The 22,442-nt window shown below is 61.4% G+C and carries 21 protein-coding genes; 10 read left to right on the forward strand and 11 right to left on the reverse strand.

What is annotated here, in order from left to right; genetic code table 11:
• Positions 1-36: 36 nt before the first annotated feature.
• Positions 37-1,476 (reverse strand): aminotransferase-like domain-containing protein, encoded by a 1,440-nt coding sequence (locus ACUN8C_RS00290; RefSeq protein WP_445620396.1) that lies wholly within the window; start codon positions 1,474-1,476, stop codon positions 37-39.
• Positions 1,477-1,675: 199 nt separating this feature from the next.
• On the opposite strand from ACUN8C_RS00290, the gene ACUN8C_RS00295 reads away from it, so the two are divergent.
• Genes ACUN8C_RS00295 through gabT form a run of 3 tightly spaced genes read left to right on the forward strand, consistent with a single transcriptional unit; the run spans position 1,676 to position 5,877 of the window.
• The gene (locus ACUN8C_RS00295; RefSeq protein WP_445620397.1) at positions 1,676-3,097 is read left to right on the forward strand and encodes an APC family permease; all 1,422 of its coding nucleotides are present in this window, start codon (positions 1,676-1,678) and stop codon (positions 3,095-3,097) included.
• 27 nt (positions 3,098-3,124) lie between these two features.
• Entirely contained in the window at positions 3,125-4,573 is a 1,449-nt protein-coding gene (locus tag ACUN8C_RS00300; RefSeq protein ID WP_445620398.1) for an NAD-dependent succinate-semialdehyde dehydrogenase, read from the forward strand.
• A 26-nt stretch (positions 4,574-4,599) separates the two neighbouring features.
• A complete protein-coding gene (gene gabT / locus ACUN8C_RS00305; RefSeq protein WP_445620399.1) occupies positions 4,600-5,877 on the forward strand; it encodes a 4-aminobutyrate--2-oxoglutarate transaminase in 1,278 nt (425 codons plus the stop codon).
• A gap of 130 nt (positions 5,878-6,007) precedes the next feature.
• Here the strand turns inward: gabT and ACUN8C_RS00310 are convergent, their stop codons facing one another.
• From ACUN8C_RS00310 to ACUN8C_RS00325, 4 genes are all read right to left on the reverse strand, one after another.
• Positions 6,008-6,958, reverse strand: coding sequence for a ribokinase (locus tag ACUN8C_RS00310; protein ID WP_445620400.1), 951 nt, complete (start codon positions 6,956-6,958; stop codon positions 6,008-6,010).
• Between the two features lie 79 nt (positions 6,959-7,037).
• The gene (locus tag ACUN8C_RS00315; RefSeq protein WP_445620401.1) at positions 7,038-7,736 is read right to left on the reverse strand and encodes a pirin family protein; all 699 of its coding nucleotides are present in this window, start codon (positions 7,734-7,736) and stop codon (positions 7,038-7,040) included.
• 151 nt (positions 7,737-7,887) lie between these two features.
• Complete coding sequence (locus ACUN8C_RS00320; RefSeq protein ID WP_445620402.1) at positions 7,888-8,964, reverse strand: acyltransferase family protein; 1,077 nt, start codon at positions 8,962-8,964, stop codon at positions 7,888-7,890.
• A gap of 288 nt (positions 8,965-9,252) precedes the next feature.
• Positions 9,253-10,098 carry an HAD-IIA family hydrolase gene (locus tag ACUN8C_RS00325; RefSeq protein ID WP_445620403.1) on the reverse strand — a complete coding sequence of 282 codons (846 nt, stop codon included), beginning with the start codon at positions 10,096-10,098 and terminating at the stop codon, positions 9,253-9,255.
• 424 nt (positions 10,099-10,522) lie between these two features.
• Between ACUN8C_RS00325 and ACUN8C_RS00330 the strand changes: the two genes are divergently transcribed.
• Positions 10,523-11,680: a glycosyltransferase family 9 protein gene (locus ACUN8C_RS00330; RefSeq protein WP_445620404.1), complete on the forward strand. Its 1,158-nt coding sequence runs from the start codon at positions 10,523-10,525 to the stop codon at positions 11,678-11,680.
• A gap of 77 nt (positions 11,681-11,757) precedes the next feature.
• On the opposite strand, the gene ACUN8C_RS00335 is transcribed toward ACUN8C_RS00330, so the two are convergent.
• The 3 genes from ACUN8C_RS00335 to ACUN8C_RS00345 form a co-directional block, all read right to left on the reverse strand.
• The gene (locus ACUN8C_RS00335) at positions 11,758-12,660 is read right to left on the reverse strand and encodes a DMT family transporter (RefSeq protein WP_445620405.1); all 903 of its coding nucleotides are present in this window, start codon (positions 12,658-12,660) and stop codon (positions 11,758-11,760) included.
• 163 nt (positions 12,661-12,823) lie between these two features.
• The gene (locus ACUN8C_RS00340) at positions 12,824-15,451 is read right to left on the reverse strand and encodes a molybdopterin-containing oxidoreductase family protein (RefSeq protein WP_445620406.1); all 2,628 of its coding nucleotides are present in this window, start codon (positions 15,449-15,451) and stop codon (positions 12,824-12,826) included.
• Positions 15,452-15,500: 49 nt separating this feature from the next.
• Positions 15,501-16,154: a 4Fe-4S dicluster domain-containing protein gene (locus tag ACUN8C_RS00345; RefSeq protein ID WP_445620407.1), complete on the reverse strand. Its 654-nt coding sequence runs from the start codon at positions 16,152-16,154 to the stop codon at positions 15,501-15,503.
• Positions 16,155-16,322: 168 nt separating this feature from the next.
• On the opposite strand from ACUN8C_RS00345, the gene cdd reads away from it, so the two are divergent.
• From cdd to ACUN8C_RS00360, 3 genes are all read left to right on the forward strand, one after another.
• Complete coding sequence (gene cdd / locus ACUN8C_RS00350; RefSeq protein ID WP_445620408.1) at positions 16,323-16,751, forward strand: cytidine deaminase; 429 nt, start codon at positions 16,323-16,325, stop codon at positions 16,749-16,751.
• A gap of 46 nt (positions 16,752-16,797) precedes the next feature.
• Positions 16,798-17,361, forward strand: coding sequence for a putative glycolipid-binding domain-containing protein (locus ACUN8C_RS00355; RefSeq protein ID WP_445620409.1), 564 nt, complete (start codon positions 16,798-16,800; stop codon positions 17,359-17,361).
• A 370-nt stretch (positions 17,362-17,731) separates the two neighbouring features.
• Positions 17,732-17,983, forward strand: coding sequence for a hypothetical protein (locus tag ACUN8C_RS00360; protein WP_108841136.1), 252 nt, complete (start codon positions 17,732-17,734; stop codon positions 17,981-17,983).
• A 137-nt stretch (positions 17,984-18,120) separates the two neighbouring features.
• Here the strand turns inward: ACUN8C_RS00360 and ACUN8C_RS00365 are convergent, their stop codons facing one another.
• The gene (locus tag ACUN8C_RS00365) at positions 18,121-18,513 is read right to left on the reverse strand and encodes an MAPEG family protein (RefSeq protein ID WP_445620410.1); all 393 of its coding nucleotides are present in this window, start codon (positions 18,511-18,513) and stop codon (positions 18,121-18,123) included.
• A gap of 248 nt (positions 18,514-18,761) precedes the next feature.
• On the opposite strand from ACUN8C_RS00365, the gene ACUN8C_RS00370 reads away from it, so the two are divergent.
• The gene (locus tag ACUN8C_RS00370) at positions 18,762-19,184 is read left to right on the forward strand and encodes a GFA family protein (RefSeq protein ID WP_445620411.1); all 423 of its coding nucleotides are present in this window, start codon (positions 18,762-18,764) and stop codon (positions 19,182-19,184) included.
• 16 nt (positions 19,185-19,200) lie between these two features.
• Here the strand turns inward: ACUN8C_RS00370 and ACUN8C_RS00375 are convergent, their stop codons facing one another.
• On the reverse strand, positions 19,201-20,151 hold the full coding sequence (locus ACUN8C_RS00375; protein WP_445620412.1) for a D-2-hydroxyacid dehydrogenase family protein: 951 nt from the start codon (positions 20,149-20,151) through the stop codon (positions 19,201-19,203).
• A 38-nt stretch (positions 20,152-20,189) separates the two neighbouring features.
• Positions 20,190-20,639, reverse strand: a complete 450-nt coding sequence (locus ACUN8C_RS00380; RefSeq protein WP_445620413.1) for a DUF4174 domain-containing protein — start codon at positions 20,637-20,639, stop codon at positions 20,190-20,192.
• 99 nt (positions 20,640-20,738) lie between these two features.
• Between ACUN8C_RS00380 and ACUN8C_RS00385 the strand changes: the two genes are divergently transcribed.
• Complete coding sequence (locus ACUN8C_RS00385; RefSeq protein WP_445620414.1) at positions 20,739-21,707, forward strand: ribonuclease Z; 969 nt, start codon at positions 20,739-20,741, stop codon at positions 21,705-21,707.
• A 71-nt stretch (positions 21,708-21,778) separates the two neighbouring features.
• On the forward strand, positions 21,779-22,366 hold the full coding sequence (locus tag ACUN8C_RS00390) for a UbiX family flavin prenyltransferase (protein WP_445620415.1): 588 nt from the start codon (positions 21,779-21,781) through the stop codon (positions 22,364-22,366).
• Positions 22,367-22,442: the final 76 nt, after the last annotated feature.

The raw sequence follows: 22,442 nt of genomic DNA on the forward strand, positions 1-22,442 counted from the left end.
AGCCCTGTTGATCAGCGGCGTGATACAAGAGGCTGGTCAGCTGCGCTCAACAAACCCGCGAATGCCCTCGGCGAGCTGGCGCCCCAGGCGTTCCAGCGTGTCCCCCTCGACCATGCCGATGCCCAGCACCAGACCGCGCCGCGGATCATTGGCAGCGCAGACCGGGCTGAGCGGCTTGACCAGCAGGCGGTACTGATTGAGCAGATGACGTGCCAGGCGCACGTCATCAATGTCGGTGGCCAGCGTCACGCACAGGGTGATGGTGCCGGCCGGGGGTGAGATATCGATTACCCCCGGCAGGTCGGCCAGCAGGTCATACAGGGTCTGCTGGCGCTGCAGATATTCGCGATTGATGCGCCGACACCAGCGGTCGAGATCCCCATCGGCCATGAACCTTGCCAGCACCGCCTGATCCAGCATGCGTCCTTCACGAAAGACTTCACTTCTGACCCTGTTGATGGCGCCGCTCAGGGCGCGGGGGACGACCAGATACCCAAGCCGCAGCCCCGGGAACATCAGCTTGGAAAACGACCCGGCCAGAATGGAGCGGCCGTCATCGGGAGAAAAGAGCAGTCCCCGATGGTGGGCTTCAAAGAACTCGTAGTCGTCCTCGATGAGAAGCTCCGGTGACAGCTGCTCAACCAGGGCGCGCTTGTCCTCGATCGGCATGGGCACGCTCAGGGGATAGTGGCGCGCACCGGTCAAATACAGCATGCGCGGCGAGTGCAGCGCCGGTGACAGATCCCGATAGCCGGTTCCGGGCTGCCAGCGACACTGATGGATCCCCAATCCCGTCGCCTGAAAGACATTGCGCGCCCCCCAGTAGCAGGGGGAGTCCATGACCACGCGGTCGCCGTGATCGGCCAGCGCGAGGGCGCAAAGCTCCAGACCGTGATGGGTTCCATCGGTGATGATGATCTGTTCAAGGGCGCATTCAATACCGCGGCCGCGGCGCAGAAAATCGGCGATCTCGCGCTTTAACGGTCCATATCCGCCGCTTGAATAGGACAGCAGCAGGGCATTTTGCGGCACGGTCAGGGTGGCGTAGAGCGTGCGCCAGCGGCGCATCGGAAAACGGGCAATATCGGGAATGCCGGGCACGAATGCCCCGCTCTGGATCGGGCTGGCCCCGCTGGTGCCGAGAATCCGCTGCGCCCGCTGTGACAGGGCGACCGGCGAGGCCTCACCCATGGGTGGTGACACGGCGGGCCGCAGACTCCAGCTGCCGCGGCCATGCTGGGTGGTCAAAAGATGGCGGGACTGCAAAAGCTCGATGACGCCGGCCAGCGTATTGCGTGCCACGCCAATGCGCTGGCAGATCTGGCGATGGGGCGGCAGACGCTGGCCGTCGATCCATTGCTGTTCGATCAGCGTGGTCAGGGCCTGCTCCAGGCGAACCTGCTTGTTCAGCCGGTCGGGCTGACGCTGCCAGGCCGTTTCAATATCGCTCAGGGCCTCCTCTAAAGATCGCTGCATGACAGGGTCCGGGCAGGGGGGCGGGGGAGAAGGTCATTATGACGGTGGTTCCAGACAGTGGTCTACCTGAACGCACAAGTGGTTCACGTACCGGACCCGGGACAGTGGTAGCGTGTGAGCAGGGAGACACAACATGCCGCGTGACATGCCATAACACCCTCCCGGCCCTGAAAGATCACAATAATGACGGATAACTTCTATGCAGAGCACAACCAAACCACGCGAACTGGTACGTGTCCTGGCACGCACCGACGTATTGGCACTCGCCTTCGGCGCCATGATCGGCTGGGGCTGGATCGTTCTGACCGGCGGGGCGATTCTCGATGCCGGCAGTGTGGGAGCGATCATTGCCTTCATTATCGGCGGTATCGCAGTCCTGCTGGTGGGACTGACCTATGCCGAGCTGGCCTCGGCCATGCCCAAGGTGGGCGGCGAGCACGTCTACAGCTATCGCGCGCTCGGTCACTTTGCCTCCTTTATCTGCACCTGGAGCATCGTGCTGGGCTATGTGAGTGTCGTGTCGTTTGAGGCCGTCGCGCTGCCCACCGTGGTCGAGCAGCTTGTCCCCGGCTATGACGTGGGGCATCTCTGGACCGTGGCCGGCTGGGACGTCAAGGCCAGCTGGGTGGCCGTCGGGGTTATCGGTTCGCTGATCATGATGGCGATCAACTATGTCGGCATCACCACGGCGGCGCTGATCCAGAAGCTGGTGACGGGCCTGATTCTGGTCGTGGGCGTGATGTTCATTACCGGTGCGCTGTTTACCGGCGAAGTCGCCAACATGACGCCGCTGTTTAACCATGAATCCAGCGGCGGATTTGTCGGCGGTATCATGGCGGTTTTGGTCATGGTGCCCTTTTTGTTCGTGGGCTTTGACGTGATCCCCCAGGCGGCCGAAGAGATCGACCTGCCGTTTCGCGATATCGGCAAGGTGCTGATTGCCTCGGTGCTGATGGCGGTGGCCTGGTATGCGCTGATTGTGCTGGGCACCAGCCTGATGCTGGATCAGCCGGCGCTCGAGGGCAGCTCGTTGTCGGTGCCGGATGCCATGGCATCGGTGGTCGGCAGCGTCTGGGGCAGCAAGCTGATGGTGCTGGCCGGCATCGCGGGCATCATTACCAGCTGGAATGCGTTTTATATCGGCGGGTCGCGCGCCATCTATGCGCTGGCGCACTCCGGCATGCTGCCGGCCTTTCTGGGCAAGCTGCATCCGAAGCACAAGACGCCCACCAACGCCATCATCATGATCGGCCTGCTGTCGACGATTGCGCCCTTCATGGGTCGCCCGGCCATGGTGTGGCTGGTGGATGCCGGCGGTCTGGGGATCGTGATCGCCTATCTGTTCGTGGCGCTGTCGTTCATGGTGCTTCGAAAGCGCGAGCCCGACATGGATCGCCCCTTCAGGGTCGGCAATGGTCAGGTGGTCGGCGCGCTGGCGGTGCTGCTGTCACTGGCCATGGCCTGTCTTTATCTGCCGGGGAGCCCGTCGGCGCTGACCGGTATCGAGTGGGGGGTGTTCGGGGGCTGGATGCTGTTGGGTCTGGCGATGTATCTCTTTGCGCTCAACCGTTATGGAAAAGCGTTCAGTGATCGAGTCATGCAGGACGTTTATCACCGCTGACATCTTCGACAAACGGGATTGATCCATATGCAGGATATTGAATTCAAAAGCCAGCGCGCTGCGGCACTGATCGGTGGGCACTGGAAGGAAGGCGACCGGCAGTTCGCGGTCAATAATCCGGCCACCGGGGAGCTGGTCGCCAACGTAGCCGACCTTGGCGCCGAAGAGACGCGTGACGCTATCGCTGCTGCCGAGACGGCACTGGCTGACTGGCGAAAGGTGCCGGCCAAGGAGCGCTCACGGCTGCTGCGCCGCTGGTTTGATCTGGTGGTTGAAAATACCGACGCTCTGGCGCGCCTGATGACGCTGGAACAGGGCAAGCCGCTGGCGGAATCACGCGGTGAAGTCGGCTACGGCGCCTCGTTTATCGAGTTTTACGCCGAAGAAGCCAAGCGCATTGCCGGGGAAACCCTGCCTGGTCACGGCGCGGACAAGCGCATTCTGGTCATGCGCGAGCCGATCGGTGTGGTGGCAGCCATCACGCCCTGGAATTTCCCGCTGGCGATGATCACCCGCAAGTGTGCCCCGGCGCTCGCCGCCGGTTGCACGGTTGTGATCAAACCGGCCGAGGCGACCCCGCTGACGGCTCTGGCGCTGGCCGCACTGGCGCTGGAAGCCGGCATTCCGGCAGGCGCCATCAGCGTGGTCACGGCCAAAAGCCCCGTCGCGGTGGGTGAGGTGCTGACCACCGACCCGCGCGTGCGCAAGGTGTCGTTTACAGGTTCCACGCCGGTGGGCAAAAAGCTGCTGGCGCAGTGTGCCTCCACCGTCAAAAAGACCGCGATGGAACTGGGCGGCAATGCGCCCTTTATCGTGTTTGATGACGCCGATCTCGACGCCGCCGTTGAGGGCGCGATTGCCTCGAAATACCGCAACGCCGGTCAGACTTGCGTGTGCACCAACCGTTTTCTGGTGCAGTCCGGCATTTACGACGCCTTTGTCGACAGGCTGGCGGCCCGCGTTCGCGAACTGACCGTCGGCAACGGTCTGGAAGAGGGGACGATCATCGGGCCCCTGATCAATCAGGCCGCGGTCGACAAGGTCAGCGCGCACGTGGCTGATGCGCTCGACAAGGGCGCCCGCCTGGTGGAAGGCGGCCAGAAACACGCGCTGGGACACTCGTTTTATGCCCCGACCGTGCTGGCCGACGTGACCCCCGACATGGCCGTGGCCCGTGAAGAGACCTTCGGTCCATTGGCGGCGGTGTTTCGTTTCGACCAGGATGATCAGGCCATTGCGATGGCCAACGATACGCCCTTTGGCCTGGCGGCCTATTTCTATGCCCGCGACTACAAGCGCATCTGGCACGTCATGGAGGCGCTGGAGTACGGCATGGTGGCCGTCAATGAAGGGTTGTTGTCGACCGAGCTGGCGCCCTTTGGCGGGATCAAGGAGTCAGGGCTGGGTCGAGAGGGTTCGCACCACGGACTGGAGGAGTTTACCGAGCTCAAGTATGTCTGTCTTGGCGGGCTGTAATTGCTGCACATCAAAGGAGATTGCGGATGAACAATAACGAACTGAACGAGCTGAAAAAGCGCTATGTAGCCAATGGCGCGGCAAGCGCGGACGGGCATTTTGCCGAGCGTGCCGAAAATGCCGAGCTGTGGGACGCTGATGGCAAGCGCTTTATCGATTTTGCCGGTGGTATCGGCGTGCTCAATATCGGTCACCGCCATCCGAAGGTGGTTGAGGCGGTCAAGGCGCAGCTCGACAAGGTGATGCACACCTGCCAGACCGTCATGCCCTATGAAGGCTATGTGAAGGTGGCTGAAAAGCTCAGTCACATTACACCGGTGCGCGGGCATGCCAAGGTAATGCTGGCCAACTCCGGGGCCGAAGCACTGGAAAACGCCGTGAAGATCGCACGCGCCGCCACCGGTCGCTCCGGGGTGGTCTGCTTCACCGGCGGCTATCACGGCCGTACCTTCATGACCATGGCCATGAACGGCAAGGTCGCGCCGTATCGCACCGACTTCGGCCCCATGCCGGGGCAGGTCTATCGCGCGCCCTATCCGGTCGAATCGATCGGCGTGAGCGAAGAAGACGCCCTGCGCGGGCTGAAGATGACCTTCAAGACCGACGCCAACCCGAAGGATACCGCTGCGATCGTCATCGAGCCGGTGCTGGGCGAAGGGGGCTTTCACGCCGCCTCACCGAGCTTCATGAAAGCGCTGCGCGAGATCTGTGACGAGCACGGCATTTTGCTGATCGTCGACGAGGTTCAGTCCGGCTTCGGTCGTACCGGCAAGATGTTTGCCATCGAGCATACCGGCGTTGAACCCGACATCATGACCATGGCCAAGAGCATGGCCGCCGGCATGCCGATCTCGGCCGTGGTCGGTACCGACAGCGTCATGGATGCCTCGGGTGGCAACTCGCTGGGCGGCACCTATACCGGCAGCCCGGTCTCCTGTGCGGCAGTACTGGCGGTACTTGAAGTGTTCGAGGAAGAGAACATTCTCGAGAAGAGCCAGGCGCTGGGCGAGAAGCTGGGGGAACGCTTCCAGCAGCTGGAGCGCTCGTTTGACTGCGTGCGCAACTCGCGTCATCTGGGGGCCATGGCCGCGTTTGATCTGGTCGACGGCCAGGGCGAGCCGAATACCGAACTGGCCGGCAAGCTCTGCAAAACGGCGCGCGAGCGCGGCCTGATCCTGCTTTCCTGCGGCATCTATGGCAACACGATCCGCTTTTTGATGCCGGTCACCATCAGCGATGACGTGCTCAACGAGGGAATGGACCTGATCGAGTCCATGCTCAGGGAAATGAGCGGTCAGTCATAAGCAGCTCATGCGCCTGTGACCCTCGCGTCTGAAACAAAAGGCCCCGCCAATGGCGGGGCCTTTTTTAATACCTTAACGGTCTTGATGGCTCAACAGTTTTGATGGCTTAGAAGCAGCGGCGACGCCTGCGTTACTCGGACTGATCAGCGATCTGCAGGAAGGCCTCGACCTCCTCCACGGTCGGGATGCCGGTGGCAGCGCCTGGATGCTGTACGGCCAGTGCCGCCGCCGCGGTGGCCCGCGCCAGGCAGGTATTGGCATCATGATCTGCCTGCAGGGCCGCCATGTAGTAGCCGATGAAGGTGTCTCCCGCACCGGTCGTGTCGACGGCCTGCACCGGGCGGGCCGGCTGATACAGAGGCTCATTGTGCTCACCGTCGATGCGCCAGGCACCCTCGGCGCCAAGCGTCAGCACGATATCAACCCCCGGCAGTGCCGTTTGCAGCGCCTTGATCAGGGTGTCGGCATTGCTTTGCTCGTCGATGTCCACCAGCGCGGCGGCTTCACCGCGGTTGACGAACAGTAGCGACAGTTCGGTCAGGGGAAGCTTTCGAATGGCGGGCGTCATCGGGGCCGGGTTAAAGGCCACTTTCAGGCCGCGGGCCAGCGCCTTTTGAATCACCGCTTCAACGGCGTTGCACTCGTTTTGCAGCAGCAGCCAGCCCCCGCTGTCGGCGCCGGTCAGCAGCTCATCAAGGCGCTCGGGCGTGAAGCTCTGGTTGGTGCCCCCAAAGAGCACGATGGCGTTTTCGCCTTCGTCATCGACCTGAATCACGGTGTGACCGCTTGAGCCCTCAAGCACTGCCACGTCATCGATGTCGGCGCCGGCGTCTCTTAATGTCTCCAGCGCCCACTCATCGGCCCGGCCGAGCTGCCCCCAGTGGGCCACCCGGCCGCCGGCGCGCGCCAGCGCGATGGTCTGGTTGGCGCCCTTGCCGCCCAGCACGATCTGATAGTCGGTGCTGGAAAGGGTCTCGCCCGGGCGCACCAGATGCGGTACGCGGTAGACATGGTCGATATTGATCGACCCGTAGTTGTAGACGCTGGCAACGCTGGATGCCGGTTGGTTTGATGCTGACATGACGCCCTCTGGGTGATGACACTGCGGTGATAATAATGATCTGACGTGATCATCGAACAGATTGAGGGCGCTTGTCGATTCAGGGCAGATCAAATACCAGCGCCTCGGCGTCACGGCCGTGGGCCAGCTCGATTTGTGCCTCCTCTTCCAGCAGCAGGGCATCGCCGCCTTCAAGCGGCTGACCATTGACCGTGAGCGTGCCGCGGATGAGGTGTACGTAGCCGCGTCGGCCGGGGGCCAGTTCGTGAGTCAGGGCGGTCGTGCCCTCCAGCAGCGTGGCGTAGATGAAGGCATCCTGTTCGATGCGCAGCGAATCATCGCGACCGTCGGGGGAGATGATCAGGCGCAGCTGGTCACGCTTTGACTCGGGCGGAAAATCCGCCTCGCTGTAGCGCGGCGCCAATCCCGTTTCGCGCGGGAAAAGCCAGATCTGCAGAAAGTGCACCGGCGCCTGGCCGGAGTGATTGAACTCGCTGTGCTCGACACCGGTACCGGTGGTCATCAATTGCACCTGCCCCGGGCCAATGCTGGAGCCGTTGCCCAGCGTGTCGCGGTGAGCCAGCTCGCCTGACAGCACATAGGAGAAAATCTCCATGTCGCGATGGCCGTGCTGACCAAAACCGCCACCCGGGGCGACGCGGTCCTCATTGATCACCCGCAGGGGGCCGAACTGGACATGATTCGGGTCGACATAGCCGGCAAAGGAGAAGGAGTGATAGCTCTCGAGCCAGCCATGGTTGGCATGGCCGCGCTCACTGCCGGGGCGAAGGGTCAGCATGGGAGATTCTCCAAAAGTCAGGAATGCTCACAGCATCTGCTTCGAATTCCTGCATGGCAACTGCAGAAAATGAGCGTTGAACGCCTATAAAATCGAATGCGCCCGCCGGGGGTAACCCGGCGGGCGCATCAGGCTTGATGGCTTGTGACGATCAGGCGCCCTGTGCCACCGGGCGGTTTCGTAGCGCCGGGAAATCAAACAGCGCGCGGCCCGGACCATGGTCCAGCAGGTAGCGCACCAGCAGGCAGCCGGCACAGACGACCGTGGCAATGACGATGGGCAGGGCGACGGCGATCATTTGACCTACCGAGCCGCTGAGTTCGACATCGACCATCAAAAGCGTCAGGGGATGGACCAGCAGCATGTGAATGACATACACCGGCAGGGTCCTTTTGCCCAGTGCCTGCAAGGCCCTCATCTGCCAGAAACGAAGGATCAGCGCGAGGGTATCGATGGCAAAGGAGACCATCAGACAGGAGAGAACAAGCTGAGTGACCGGCAGGTAAAAAATACCCAGCTGGCGTGCTACAGCCATCGAAGCGAGCAGCCCTGCCCCCACCAGTACCCAGCGTTTGGCGCTGAATTCGGCATAGACGTGTGCAATCCGGTCCCGGCCAAAGCAGCCCATGGCATAGAAGATGCCGTAGTCCAGCAGCTTTTTGAAGTTCCAGACATCAGTAATGTGCTCGGAAAAGATCTGCAGCAGGGCCAGTACGATCAAAAGCGGAATGGCGACCCGGTTGAAGGTCTTGCAGATCACGAAGTAGAGCACCAGCGCATAGAGATACCAGATGCCGCTGTCGGCCAGAAATACGCCACGCACGAATTCAATGATGTTGAGCGTGTAGGCCTCGCCCGGGATGATTTCGGCAGCACCTGGAATTTTGGTGCGCATCAGCGAAATGATGACCCAGTTGATGGCCATCCACAGTAGATAGAGCCAGAACAGGGTCGCCACGCGGGACTTGAAGGTCTCCTGCCAGCTTTTGCGGGTAATGGCCGAATGGGCAAGAAAGCCGGAGATCAAAAAGAACAGCGGCATGCGCAGCGGCTTGAAGGCCGTCAGGGCGCCAGTCCACCAGCTATCAAGTGGAAGCCCGCCAAAGTCGATCTGGGCGTAGGAAAAAATGGTGGTATGCCATAGCACGACCATGAAGATGCAGGCGCCCTTGGCCGCATCGATCCAGGCAATGCGCTGGCCACCATATATTCCGATTGTCTTGGTCATGGATATTGATCGCAGAGCAGAAATTTAGCTCCACCTTAATGCCAATGCTTGTATAAAAATATGCGGATATGGGTTTGTGATTGTTATAAAGCGTAACGAAAACGTGAGGATTGTCTTTTAGCGCTTGTTTGCTTAAACAAGTGTTTGAAGATTAATTTTCATGAATTATTTTGGCCTCTCTCCCATGGTATTTGGCGCGTAATTGTCGTCCAAAATGTCATGTGGGCTTTCGGGAGCGTCCTTTTTGGACAAGACGCTCCTCGAAAGCGGCGTTCGCCGGGGACGCCATCATGCTGAGGCGTCCGAACCCTTGCCCTCCTTTCTTTTCGCATTCTTCGACTGCTGATCATCCTCCAGCAGATCTGCCACCGAATCGAGAATCTCCTTGGGACGAAACGGGTAGCGCTCAACCTCGGAGCGGTCGGCAATGCCGGTCAGCACCAGAACGGTGTGAAGCCCTGCCTCGATCCCTGCTACCACGTCAGTATCCATGCGATCGCCGATCATGCCGGTACGCATGGAGTGCGCGCCGACCTTGTTGAGCGCGGAGCGAAACATCATCGGGTTGGGCTTTCCCACCACATAGGGATCACGCTTGGTGGCACTGGTGATCAGGGCCGCAACCGCGCCGGTGGCCGGCAGGACACCTTCGGCACTGGGACTGGTGACGTCCGGGTTGGTGGCGATAAAGCGGGCACCGCCGTTGATCAGGCGAATGGCACGCGTGATCGCCTCAAACGAGTAGGTACGGGTCTCGCCCAGCACGACATAGTCCGGGTCGGCATCGGTCATGATAAAGCCCGCCTCGTGCATGGCGGTGGTCAGCCCTGCCTCGCCAATCACGAAGGCTGACCCGCCAGGGGACTGGTCCTTGAGAAAGGCGGCAGTGGCCAGCGCCGAGGTCCAGAGTCTGTCTTCCGGGACATCGATACCGCTGCGCGCCAGTCGTGCACTCAGATCCCGGGGCGTGTAGGTAGAGTTGTTGGTGAGCACCAGAAAGGGTTTGTTCTTGTCGCGCCACTGGTTGATCAACTCGGCGGCACCGGGAATGGCCTTGTTTTCATGGATCAGCACGCCGTCCATGTCAGTCAGCCAGCAGTCAACGTCGCGTTCCACTTTCTTGCCTGTAGTCAAGAGTCGCTCCCCCTTTTGGTCGATGACCATCAGCATAGCGCTAGACAGCGAGCCGTGCCCTGATTCGACGTCGGGCTCATGCTGGTGTGATACCGACATGATACGGCAGGTGCCGTCAGAAAGGGACAGGTTATCAAGGCGTTGTTAATATTAAAAAGCTGTCCGAATTAAAAAACATTGTTTGTTTAAAAGAGATAACAAGAAAATAAAAAGGCTTCGTTAATACATCTTTAACAGCAGCTTCTATTTTTAATATTTCCTTCATTTCAGGAAGACTATTTTTTTATAAATGTCGCTTGGACACTGGAACCATGGCCTGACATTGTGGTCTTTTAACGCCAGTGAAAGAAAGTCTGATGCGTTAATAAACCATTAATGATTGCGAGATATTGTCTCGCAATGGATGCCCTGACCAGGTGATGTGATGTCTCTGAAAACAGCGATTCGCACCAATACAATTCTCAAAACGCTTGCGCAGGGTATCGAAAGGAGGGCACGGCGCGGCGTGACCTTTCTTATCACGAAATATCTTCAAAAAAACGAGGCCGTTGACGTCAATAATCTTCAGGGTCCGCTGAAGATACTGCTGGTGCGGCCCAACTATCGCATTGGCAATGCCTTGATCATGTCGCCTGTCATCGAGACCTTCCGACAGCGTTTCCCCGATGCCCAGATCGATCTTCTTGCCACGGACAGCACCCAATCGCTGTTTCGCCATCAGCGCGTGGATCGTGTTTTCACCCTGTCGCGGGATGCCATTGTGCGGCCGTGGCGTTTTCCCGCCATGATCCGGCACCTGCGTCGGGAGAAGTATGATCTGGCTGTACAGGCAGGGCCCAGCTCTCTGACCGGGTTGATCTTCGTGCGCGCGATCAATAGCCGCTACACCATGGGCAAGGCCAGACGTGGGCAGCACTGGTTCGATATCGAGGTCAGCGGTGAGCAGGCACATGCCTATGACATTCCGCAGATGTTTGCCCGGGCGCTCGAGATGCCCTGTCGTGATCGCCCGTCAATGATCCTGAGCAATGGCGAGCGCAGCATCGGGCGAGGCGAGCTCGAAGAGCTCGGCATCGGTTTTGATGATGACGGCCGACCAACCCCCTTTGTGGCGCTGTTTGTGGGCGGGCATCTCGACAAGCGTCTGCCGCTGAGTTTCTGGCAGGAGAGCATCAGTGCGCTTGAGGCCGCCGGCCAGCGTTACGTGGTGTTCATGGGCCCCGAGGAGCTGCAGCATGCCTCGACGCTCGAACGACAGATGGCCGACGGCCAATATGGCGCGCTCTGCCGGCCCCGACCGCTGCGTATCTTTGCCGCCATGCTGCATTACGCCCGCTATCTCATCAGCCCGGACTCCGGCCCCCTGCACATTGGTGCGGCGCTGGATGTGCCGGCCATGGCGCTGGTACAAAAGCGCAAATCACTGAAGTTTGTGCCGCGAGGCCCGCGGGATATCGTGCTGTGGCAGCCGGATGCCCGGCAGCTGGTGGGCGCTGTCATCACGCCCGAGCAGTTTCAGGGCCGCCGGGATATCGGCACGCCGGAGACCACCATGACACCCGATCTGGCATGGACGTCCTGACGGCAAGGCCACCTGGCTTTTACGAGCCCTCGGATTTTACGGGTCCTTGGCTTTCAAGGATCGTTGGCCCTGACGGGTTATCCGGTTTGCGAGGCCGCTATTGCCCGGCGGCTGCGTGACGTTCGAAGCCCCAGCCAGCCATTGGCCAGCAGCGTGACCAGCGTCAGCAGCCCGCCGTAGAGCGTGGCCTTTGGCGGGTTCTCGCCGAGCAGCCACCAGACCCATAGCGTGCCCAGAATCGCCTCGACCAGATAGAAAAGCGCCACCTCGGCGGAGGGCAGATAGCGGGTGGCGTTGTTGATCAGCGCCGTGGCCAGCGGCATCTGGATCAGCCCCATGACCGCCAGTACGGCGTAGCTCTGCGTTTCCAGTGCCAGCGGTGTGGCCATCGGCCAGGCCACCACGGCCGTGATCACGCCGCCGCCGGCAATCAGGGGAAGGCGGTCCAGTGTCTGGTAGCGTCGCAGCAGTGTCAGATTGGCCCCCACTGCCATGGCGGCACCAAGGGCGTAGACATCCCCCAAAAGGCCGTCACCGGTCAGTGACCCGGCAAAAACGATCACCAGTCCCAGCATGGCAAGGCCTATCGCCATCCAGGTTCTTGCCGCGACCGCCTCCTGCAGAAACAGGCGGGTAAAAATGGCCGCGAACAGCGGCGCCGTGCTCAGGATCACCACCACGTTGGCCACGCGGGTATGCATTACCGCCATCACGAACAGCAGCGAGATGGTCGCCAGCAGCCCCGCAGAGACCAGTGAGACACCACGATGGGCGTTCAGTGTGGCCAGCCGCCGGCGCTGGCAGTAGAAAAGCCCCATGACAATGGCCATCAGTGCCCCACGCCAGAAGGCGATGCTCCAGCCATCGGTCGAGGCCAGCCGCACCAGCAGGCTATCGAAACTCAGGACAATAATACCGACGGTAGCAAGCAGCAGGCCGCGTGAATGGCGCACGGCAGCATCGCGGGGTGTGGCGACCATGGTGGGTGTTCTCCTTCACGACAGCGCCAGCACTGTCATGTCTTCGATACGTCAATCGTCATGAAACGATCGGGCCCCACCATCCTGCCCCGGCGTCGACCGATGCCCTGTTCCTGATGCGTCACCGGGGAGGGCAGGGACGACGCCCCTGGCCGCAGCTCGGTCAGACGCTTTGCCCCTGAACCCGGCGCAGGCTGCACACGGTATCAAACCATGCCTGATTACCGATCAGGGGCTCCGGGTTGATGGGCTGCAGGGCGTTGACGTTAACACCGTTGCCGCGGCCGCCCAGGCGCTTGTCCCACCACAGATGATCGCGCAGGTCATCACGTTCGGGCGCCGGGCCGTAAGCCTTGTGGCCAAGCGCGGCCTCCTGAGCTCTTGACCCCTGGCGTGCCATGGCCGCGCGCCCCGAGACCACATAGCCCAGGCTGTTGGAGATGGCGACCACCCGCGGATGAATGCCTTCGGTTACCACCACGCGCACCTGCTGGCTGCCGATCGGCTCGCCGGTACCGCGAAAGGCCCGGTCGCCCCGGCCGCTGCTGAGCGGGCGGTAGGTGGTCAGCTCGACCAGATCGCCCGAGACAATCCCCAGCCGTTCTGCCGTGTGTGGGTTGATCCACATGGGATTGTCGTGAACGATCTCGGTCAGATATTTCTGATTGGCCGTGCGCCCCTGGGTGTGCACGTTCCACTTGAAGCTGGTCAGGATAAAACGATCCTCCGGCAGGCCCACATGCGCCGGCACCGGCAGATAGCCCGGCAGCCCGTCATGGTGGATGCCCTGCTCCCGGGCCACCTCGGCCACTTCCCGGCTGTAGATCTCAAAGCGACGTGAGGGCGTGCCGAAGCCGCGTACGGCGCGCCGTGTGTCGCCCTCATTGATCATCAGTCCGATGGCCTGTTCCTTCCCCTGCGCGTCACGCTGATGGATTGTTCCGGTATCTTCATCGATGCGCGCGCCGGCAAGCTCCTGTTCGCTCAGGGGACGACGGTGCACCTCGTAGCTTTTGGGCACGTCATCGACGAAGGCGCCGTGGCGTTTCATCCATTCGAATCCATCGGCCTCTTCTCCGGCGGGGATATGGCGACACTGGTGGCGCACAAAGGCTTCATGGTCACCGAATTCGAAATAGCGCGCCTGCTCCGGCCCCAGACGCCGGCCGATATCAAACAGCACATCGGCGTAGCTGCGGGCCTCGCCCGGCGGGGGCACCATGGGCTGGCGCAGGGTCACGAAGTGGCGAAGCTCGGGACTGCTGCGGGTTTCCAGCCCCCAGCGCTCCAGGTAGGTGGCATCCGGCAGGATCATGTCGGCGTAGTGCGCCATTTCGGAATAGACCACATCCGAACAGACGTGAAAGGGAATCAGGGACTCATCCTTGAGCACCCCGACGGTGGTGGTGCGCCCCTCCGGCCAGTTCATGGGCGAGCTAATGGTGTAGGAGAGATAGACATCCACCGTGGCACGTCCCTGACGGATGTACTCATACACCATCTGACCCACTTTCATCTTCTGCCAGCGATTGGCCAGCGGCCACTCCGGTGGATCTTCCAGATCGGTCCTGACGGCAGGTTTGGGCGGAATGGGCTCGGGCTGCGGATAGCGCTCGGCGCGCAGCTTTTCTTCCATCCCGTAGCAGTAGCCACCGGGCCGGCCGACGGAGCCGACCAGCGCGTTGAGCATGACCACGGCGCGTTCGGCGTTCATGCCGTTGTAGTGTGAGCCGGTGCCGCGGTTGGTGAAAGCCACGGCGGTTGGCCGGGCGCGGGCAAAGTCCAGCGCTACCCGCTCGATATCCGACGCTTCAAGACCTGACTCGGCCGCGGCCCACTCGGGGGTGTAATCCTTCAGGAAGTCGGTGATCTCGGTGGCCGAGAGATTGACGAAGTGTTCGACAAACTCCCGATCAAATTCACCCTCGCGCATGATGACGTGCGCCATGGCGAGCGCCACGGCGCCTTCGGTGCCGGGGAAGGGGGCGAACCACTCATCGCTGCGTCCGGCCGTATTGGACAGGCGCACATCGAAGGTCACCAGGGTGGCGCCATGATCAAAGCGGGCCTTCACCACCCGCTTGACCAGATGCAATCCGCCCTGATGGGCCTCATAAAAGTTGGAGCCAAAATTGAGAAAGTAGCGGCAGCGCTCGGCGTCGATCGATTCCCAGTCGGTGTCGCCAAGGCTCACATAGTTGGCGCCCCGCTTGCTCGAGGAGCACAGCGAGCGGTGGTTGAGCTGCACCGGTGAGCCGATGGCGCCGAGAAAGCGCTTGATCTCGGTATTGATGCGCGAACGGCCGGCGTGCAGTACCACACGCTCGGGATGGCCGGCATCGATGCTTTTTTGAATGCGCGCGGCGATCTCGTCATAGGCCTCGTCCCAGCTGATGCGCTGCCACAGGCCTTCGCCCCGAGCGCCTGCCCGCTTGAGCGGATAGACCAGCCGCTCGGGATAGTCATTGATGGTCGGACCGCTCTGACCCTTGGCGCAGGTCATGTAACTGCCCATGTTGGGATCTTTCGGATTGCCGCGAATCTTGACCACCCGGTCATCGATGACAAATCCCTCGATGCCGCACACGGTCGAGCAGTTGAGGCACACGCTTTTGACGCTGCGTGCCCGGCTGTAATCGTTTTTCACCTTGCGGGTCAGCGACGGCGTCATCAGTGCGCCCCCGACGGCCGCCGCGCCGAGGGCACCGCCCACGCCCAGATAGATGTATTCGCCTTTTTTGAGACCGGCCAGCGCGGCGATGCCGGCCTTGATAAAGGATCGTCGTTTCATGAAAGCGCCGTGTTATCTGCCCCGGGGGACAGCCTGAAAGGGGCGTGCATCAGCGGCTGGCCCACTGATCGATTTCGTAATCGACCGGGTCATGCGCCCGGCCGTCGGGCAGCTTGTCCACGGCTGCCTGCGGGGTCACCGTGCCCACGCCGCGATAGCGCACCTGCGGGCGGGTGCCGCGCTCGACCCGCAGGCCCTTGAGTTCGCTGCCATGGCGTTGGTAAAAGCGCGACACCGGGCTCTGGTCATCGTTGATGTCGCCAAAGATCAACACGTCTGCCGGGCAGGCTTCCACACAGGCCGGGGTCATCGACTGTTCAAGACGATGGCTGCAGAAATCACACTTGTCGGCAATTTTTTGCACCGGGTCGATATGCAGCGCGCCGTAGGGACAGGCCTTGATGCAGGATTCCCATTTGTCGCAGGTATCAGGGTCGATGCGTACGATGCCATCCTCCTGGCGGCTGATCGCCCCTGACGGGCAGGCCGTCATGCAGGGGGCATCAGCACACTGCATGCACAAAGTAGGTAAAAAGCTGCGCCGGGTCTCGGGGAAGGCGCCGTGATCGTGATAGAGCACCCGGGTGCGAAATACGCCCAGCTCGATATCGTTTTCGACCTTGCAGGCGACCGAGCAGGCGTGACAGCCGATACAGCGCTCAAGGTCGACGGCCATCTGCCAGTGCGGTGATGGGGTGGTCATGGGTGATTGCCTGTTGCAGAACTCGTTTGAATACTCGAAACAGAAATCTTACCTGGGGTCAGCGCTAAAGAAGCAGAATTTAATGTAAATTCCTGTATCACACTGCCTGACTGTTGTCGGCGCGCGCAGGCTGCGACAATAAGTGATCATCATTATCAGGAGACCCCCATGACCGAGCTTGCGCCCCTTCCCGAAAGCCTTCGCCAACAGCTTGTTGCCGTGCGCGACAACGCCTATGCGCCCTATTCGAACCATCCGGTTGGCGCGCTGCTGATCAGCGACAGCGGCACCGTCTACACCGGCTGCAATGTCGAAAGTGCCAACTACAAGGGGCTTTGTGCCGAAGCCGGCGCGATCGCGGCCATGGTGGCCCACGGTGAGCGCGAGATAAAAAGCATTCATGTCATCGGGCCGGGAGATGAACTCTGCACCCCTTGCGGTGACTGTCGTCAGCGCATTCGCGAGTTCGCCGCCCCCGATACCGAGATCGTGGTGGTCAACGCCGAGGGGCTGCCGCTCAAGCGCTATGACATGAACACTCTGCTGCCGGACTCCTTCGGGCCGGAAAACCTCGGTAAACCCTCGAAGATGGCGTAAGGGGATCCGGTCATGGCGCAAGGCAAGTCAAAAGAGGGGAGCAGACATGCAGCGAGAGGTGATGTGGACCGGCTGGGATCATCAGGGCAGCGAGCACCTCACCCTGCAGATCGGTACTGACGGCATCGAAGCCGACAGTCGTGTGGAGGGGATTCATGACGGTCTTGCCTTTCAGCTGACCTATCGGCTGCACCTTGATCCGGGCTGGAGGATACGCCGGCTGTCAGCGCGGCTGGACAGTGGGCGTGAATGTCATCTGTCAACCGATGGGCACGGCCAGTGGTGGTGTCCACAGCGGGGGCATCTGTCGTCTTTGACCGGCTGTCTCGATATTGATATTGCGGCCACGCCCTTCACCAATACGCTGCCCATTCGACGACTGGCCCTCAACCCGGGTGCCTCGGCCAGTCTGTCGGTCGCCCTGCTGTCCGTGCCGGCGCTCGGCCTCAGTGTCGCCCGACAACGCTATACGTGCCTGTCGCCACATGGCTTTCGCTATGAGGGGCTCGACAGCGGTTTTACGGCGCAGCTGGACGTCGACGATCAGGGCCTTGTGCTGGATTATCCCGATACCTTTCGACGCCGGCCCTTGCCCTTTACGCGTGCCTGAGGCGGCGCGAGCGTTGAAGCGCGAGGTTGGAAAACAGTGTTGTACAAGTTGGGATGAACATGAACGATAATTGCCGCCCGCTGTCGTCGAAATGTCATACAAAAGCCGGGAAAAATGCTTTCCTGGCCCGGGTTTAACAGTTACAAAAAATTATAATGTACAAGGCTTGTACATTGCCCGGCGCTATGACAAAGTGTGTCTACACGGTCAGCAGGGACGCTGACCCGGGATCGACAGGGACGTCGACCCGAATGGCGAGGAACGCCACGGCAGGGACTGCCGCAGTAACCGGCCAGGATGGCCAAAGGCAAGGATTGCCAGACATATCGCCCAGGACGGGCGGTAACATCACCAGGGAAGGACACAAGCCATGACACAATACATCTCCTGCACGCGCTGTGGTCACGACCAACATACGCCGATGGATGCCTGCAAGGAGTGGGACGAGATTACCTGCTCCGAGTGTGGCGAATTTCTGGATACGGTGGGTCACTGGAACGATCTGCATTCTCCTTCTTTCGCCATGCAGACGCTGAACAAGTCCAGAACGCTGACACTCATGATGGCCCGCGAGAGCCGCCCCATCAACGATCAGCAGATCGGACAACGCGTCTCCGCCTGAACCCCTGGCGAACGCCACAGAATTTGCAAAATGCCGCCCTTCGAGGCGGCATTTTTTATGCCTGCTGTACTGACTTCCTGCATGAGAGCGCCCGGCAAACCGCCGGGCACTGTTGATTGAATCCGACAGGGCGTGCTCTAGAAGATCACCGGCAGGATCACCAGTACGAGCCCCAGAAGGCTGATGCCCCAGACCATCGAGCGAACATAGGGAATCCCCATGGCATAGAGGGGCACGTAGACAATACGCGCCAGAAAATAGAGCCAGGCGCCCCAGGCCGTCATCGCCCCTTCCTGTCCACCCACATGCGCGATCAGGATGGCGCCGATAAACAGCGGCAGGGTTTCAAACAGATTTTTCTGAGCCCGAAACAGTCGGCCGGTGATCACGCCCATCGGCGGGCCTTCCTTGTCGCGCGGGCCTGCGTTGTAGTCGAGGCCGGTCTCGCGATTGCGATACATCGCAGGCAGCAGGATCTGAACAATGGCAAGTGCCAGTGTCCAGCCCAGCAGGTAGAGTTCCATGGTCATGCGCGACTCCCGAAGCGATCTGGATGATAGGTCCCTTCCAGCGTAGCAGGCCCCGGCATACGGATGAGAAAGTGCATGACGCTTTTATCGTTTTAAACGAGTATAAAACTCGCTTATTCATCATGTCTGATCCAAAGCTGTCCACGTCGTGATAGGGTGCTGGACGGGCCTGTCACCAGCGTCATGGCAGCAGACGCTGACGTCCGGCAACATCGCGGGGCAACGCATTCACAGGGAGGAGAAAAATCATGACCGAGATTACGGAAAGGGCGGGTGGTTGTCTGTGTGGGCAGGTGCGCTTTACGGTTCGTCACGGTGGTGAAGTGCATGTCTGTCACTGCTCCCTGTGTCGCAAGGCCACGGGCGGGCCCATGCTGGCCGTGATCTGTGAAGGCGCCCCGGACTTTGACGATGCCTCGCCGGTCGGCATCTATCACTCCTCCGATCAGGGCGAGCGCGGTTTTTGCCTGCGCTGTGGCAGCCAGCTCTACTTCCGCCACACGCCGGACAATGCCTACGCGTTCACGGCCGGCACCTTTGATGACCAGTCCCCCATGGTCATGACCGATGAGATCTACATCAAGGACAAGCCCGGCTTTTACGACTTTGCCAATGAAACGCGGCGCTATTCACAGGACGTGGACAGCGACCCTGTTCCACGCCATGGCTAGCCGCACCGCGGCCTGATTACAGTCGCCGGATCGGTGTGCCCGAAAGCCAGGCCTCGATGTTTTCGATGGCCTGGCCAAACCAGGTGCGGTAGTTGGTATCGCTGACATAGCCCAGGTGTGGCGTGGCCAGCACGCCGCGCAGTCGGCGCAGGGGGTGATCAAGCGGCAGGGGCTCGTGCTCGAACACATCCAGCCCTGCGCCGGCAATCCGACCTTCCTTCAGAACATCGATCAACGCGGTCTGATCCACAATGCCGGCGCGCGATGTGTTGATCAGAAACGATGAAGGCGGCATCCATTCAAACGCCTGACGGTCGATCAGGTGATGGGTACGTGCACTCAGCACCAGGTGGATCGAGACGATATCGCTGGCATTCATCAGCGCCTTTTTCGACTCGGCAAACGTGACGCCGGCCTCCTCACAGCGTGCCGGGGTCAGGTGTTCGCTCCAGGCCATCACCTCCATATCAAACGCTTTCGCAACGCGCGCCATGCGTGTGCCGATCTTCCCAAGGCCAATGATGCCCAGCGTGCGACCGGCCAGCGTCATGCCGACCGTGCTCTGCCACGGCCCCCCGGTGGTCATGTGGTGATGTTCGGTGGTGACGTGGCGCGTCAGCCCCAGAATCAGCGCCCAGGCGAGCTCGGCCGGCGGCGCCGGATGGCTATCGGTCCCGCATACCGTGATGCCCTGCGCGTGCGCGGCCTCGAGATCGATGGCAGCGTTGCGCATCCCCGAGGTGATCAGCAGTTGCAATCGTGGCAGGCGCGACAGTAATGAGGCCGGAAAGGCCGTGCGCTCGCGCATGATGACGATGACATCGAACCCGGCCAGCCGCTCGACCAGCGCGTCCTCATCGTCAAGGTGGTCATGAAAGGGGGTAATCGCGACGCGCCCTTCAAGGCGCGACCAGTCGGCCATGGAAAGCGCCGCATGCTGATAGTCATCCATGATGGCGCAACGCATAGGTGACCCTCCGGTAGTGACTGCTGATTGACGGCCGCTTACTGCCGCGCGCGGCGCATGGGCATGTTATCGATCGTATCGAACAGCTGGCGCGGGTCGACAAAACCCTCCTGCTGGACCTTTTTACCGCCGTCCTTGCCGACGAGCACTGTGGTCAGCGGCCCCTGGGCATTCAGCCCCAGCGAGGCGAGCAGGGCATCGGTTTCGGCCTCGGTCAGAGCCTGGTCGGCCTTCATGCCACTGCCGCCCTCTACGGTATAGAGCACCATGTCGCGATCATTAAAGGCGTCTCGCTGCGTCTCGACAATGCCGCGCATGCGTTCGTAATCCGGATTGTCGGCGCTCGGGGTCACCACGACCAGCGGGCGTGACTGCCACTTGTCGGCCAGCAGCGGGTTGGCGGCCGGGTTGATATCACCGGCCTGTGCCGTGGCTCCGGCCCCGGTCAGGACGGCGGCCAGCAGGGCCGGCATGATCCACTGTTTCATGAGATTCTCCCTGGTCAGGCGTTGGCATGGATGTTGTCCAGCATAGCGTTCGCCGTGATGATCATCACCCTGTCTCATTCAATATCATAAGGCCTCATTATGCAGCTGCGCTTTCTGGGCACCTCGGCCGGTGTCCCCACCAGAACCCGCAACGTCAGCGCGCTGGCGCTCACGGCTGAGGGTCAGCGGCGCTGGACACTCATCGACTGCGGGGAAGGGACCCAGCACCAGCTGATGCGCACGCCCCTGAGCGTGGCGCGCCTTGAGGCCGTCTTCATCACCCATATCCACGGCGATCACTGCTACGGTCTGCCGGGGCTTTTGGCCAGTGCCTCGATGGCCGGACGTCAAACGGCACTGATCATTGTGGGGCCGCAGGCCGTGCGGGACTATCTCGAGGCGGTGACGGCGACTACCGGCCTGCACCTCGGATTCGACCTGATCCATGTCGATGCGGCAACGCTTGTAGACAACCCTCTCACGCTTTCCGACATCACCGTGCGGACGGCGCGGCTTTCTCACGGCGTCGAGTGCTATGCCTACGCCCTTGAAGAGCGCCATGTCGAGGCCTCGCTGGACGTTGATCGGCTCAGGGCAGACGGTGTGGCGCCCGGGCCACTGTGGGGGCAGCTTCAGCGTGGCGAGACGGTCATTGATAAACAGGGCCGGCAGCTGAGCGGCGCCGACTACCGCTTGCCCGCGCGTACCCCACGGCGGCTGGTGGTGGCCGGCGACAACGATACTCCATCGCTTCTTGCCGGCCTCTGTCAGGGCGCGGACGTGCTGGTGCATGAAGCGACCTATACCGAGACGGTGATCGAGCAGCGGGGCACTGACAACGGCCACAGCAGCGCCGCCCGCATTGCGAGGTTTGCCGAGCAGGCCGGCCTTGCCGCGCTGGTGCTCACGCATTTCAGCCCGCGCTACGTGAGTCACCCGGGGGCTACGCCTTCCATCAGTGACATCGACGCCGAGGCGCGCGCGCATTTTGGCGGCACCCTGATGCTGGCCGAGGACCTGGCGGTGTTTGAGCTGTCGCGCGACCACCGGCTATATCGATGTGAATGAGGCCATGCCCGGCTACAATGGGCGCTGACGTGTTCTTTCACGACGCTCTTTCATCAACCCAGGGAGCCCTGATGACCCCCCGCCGTCTGATCATTGCCATTACCGGTGCCACCGGCTTTGTCTACGGCGCCCGCGCCCTGGAACTGCTCAGGCCGCTGGAGATCGAGACTCACCTGGTGGTGTCCAAGTCCGCCGAACTGACCCGACGCTACGAAACCGGCATCAGTCGCGAAGACCTTTTTGCGCTGGCCGATGAGGTCCATCCGGTGGGCGATATTGGTGCCTCACTGGCCTCGGGCTCCTTTCGCACGCTGGGCATGCTGGTCGCCCCCTGCTCGATCAAGACCATGTCGGAGATCGCCACCGGCACCACCACCAACCTGATTTCACGTGCCGCCGATGTGGTGCTCAAGGAGCGTCGCCGGCTGGTGCTGATGCTGCGGGAAACGCCGCTGCACCTGGGCCATCTGCGCACCATGACCGCCCTGACCGAGATGGGCGCCATCATGTTCCCGCCGGTGCCGGCCTTCTACGCCCGGCCGGCCACGCTTGAGGAGATGGTCGATCACAGTGTGGCGCGCGCCCTCGATCTGTTTGATATTGATATCGACGGCATGCCGCGCTGGGGGGAAAACCTCCATCCGCCAGGCAAGGGCTGAACATCACACGCCAGACTCTGCCCGGGCGCCACGGTCTACGCTTGAAGCAGGCCGCCTCGTGTGATCCGTGCTGCCA

The organism is Kushneria sp. Sum13 (assembly GCF_052692355.1).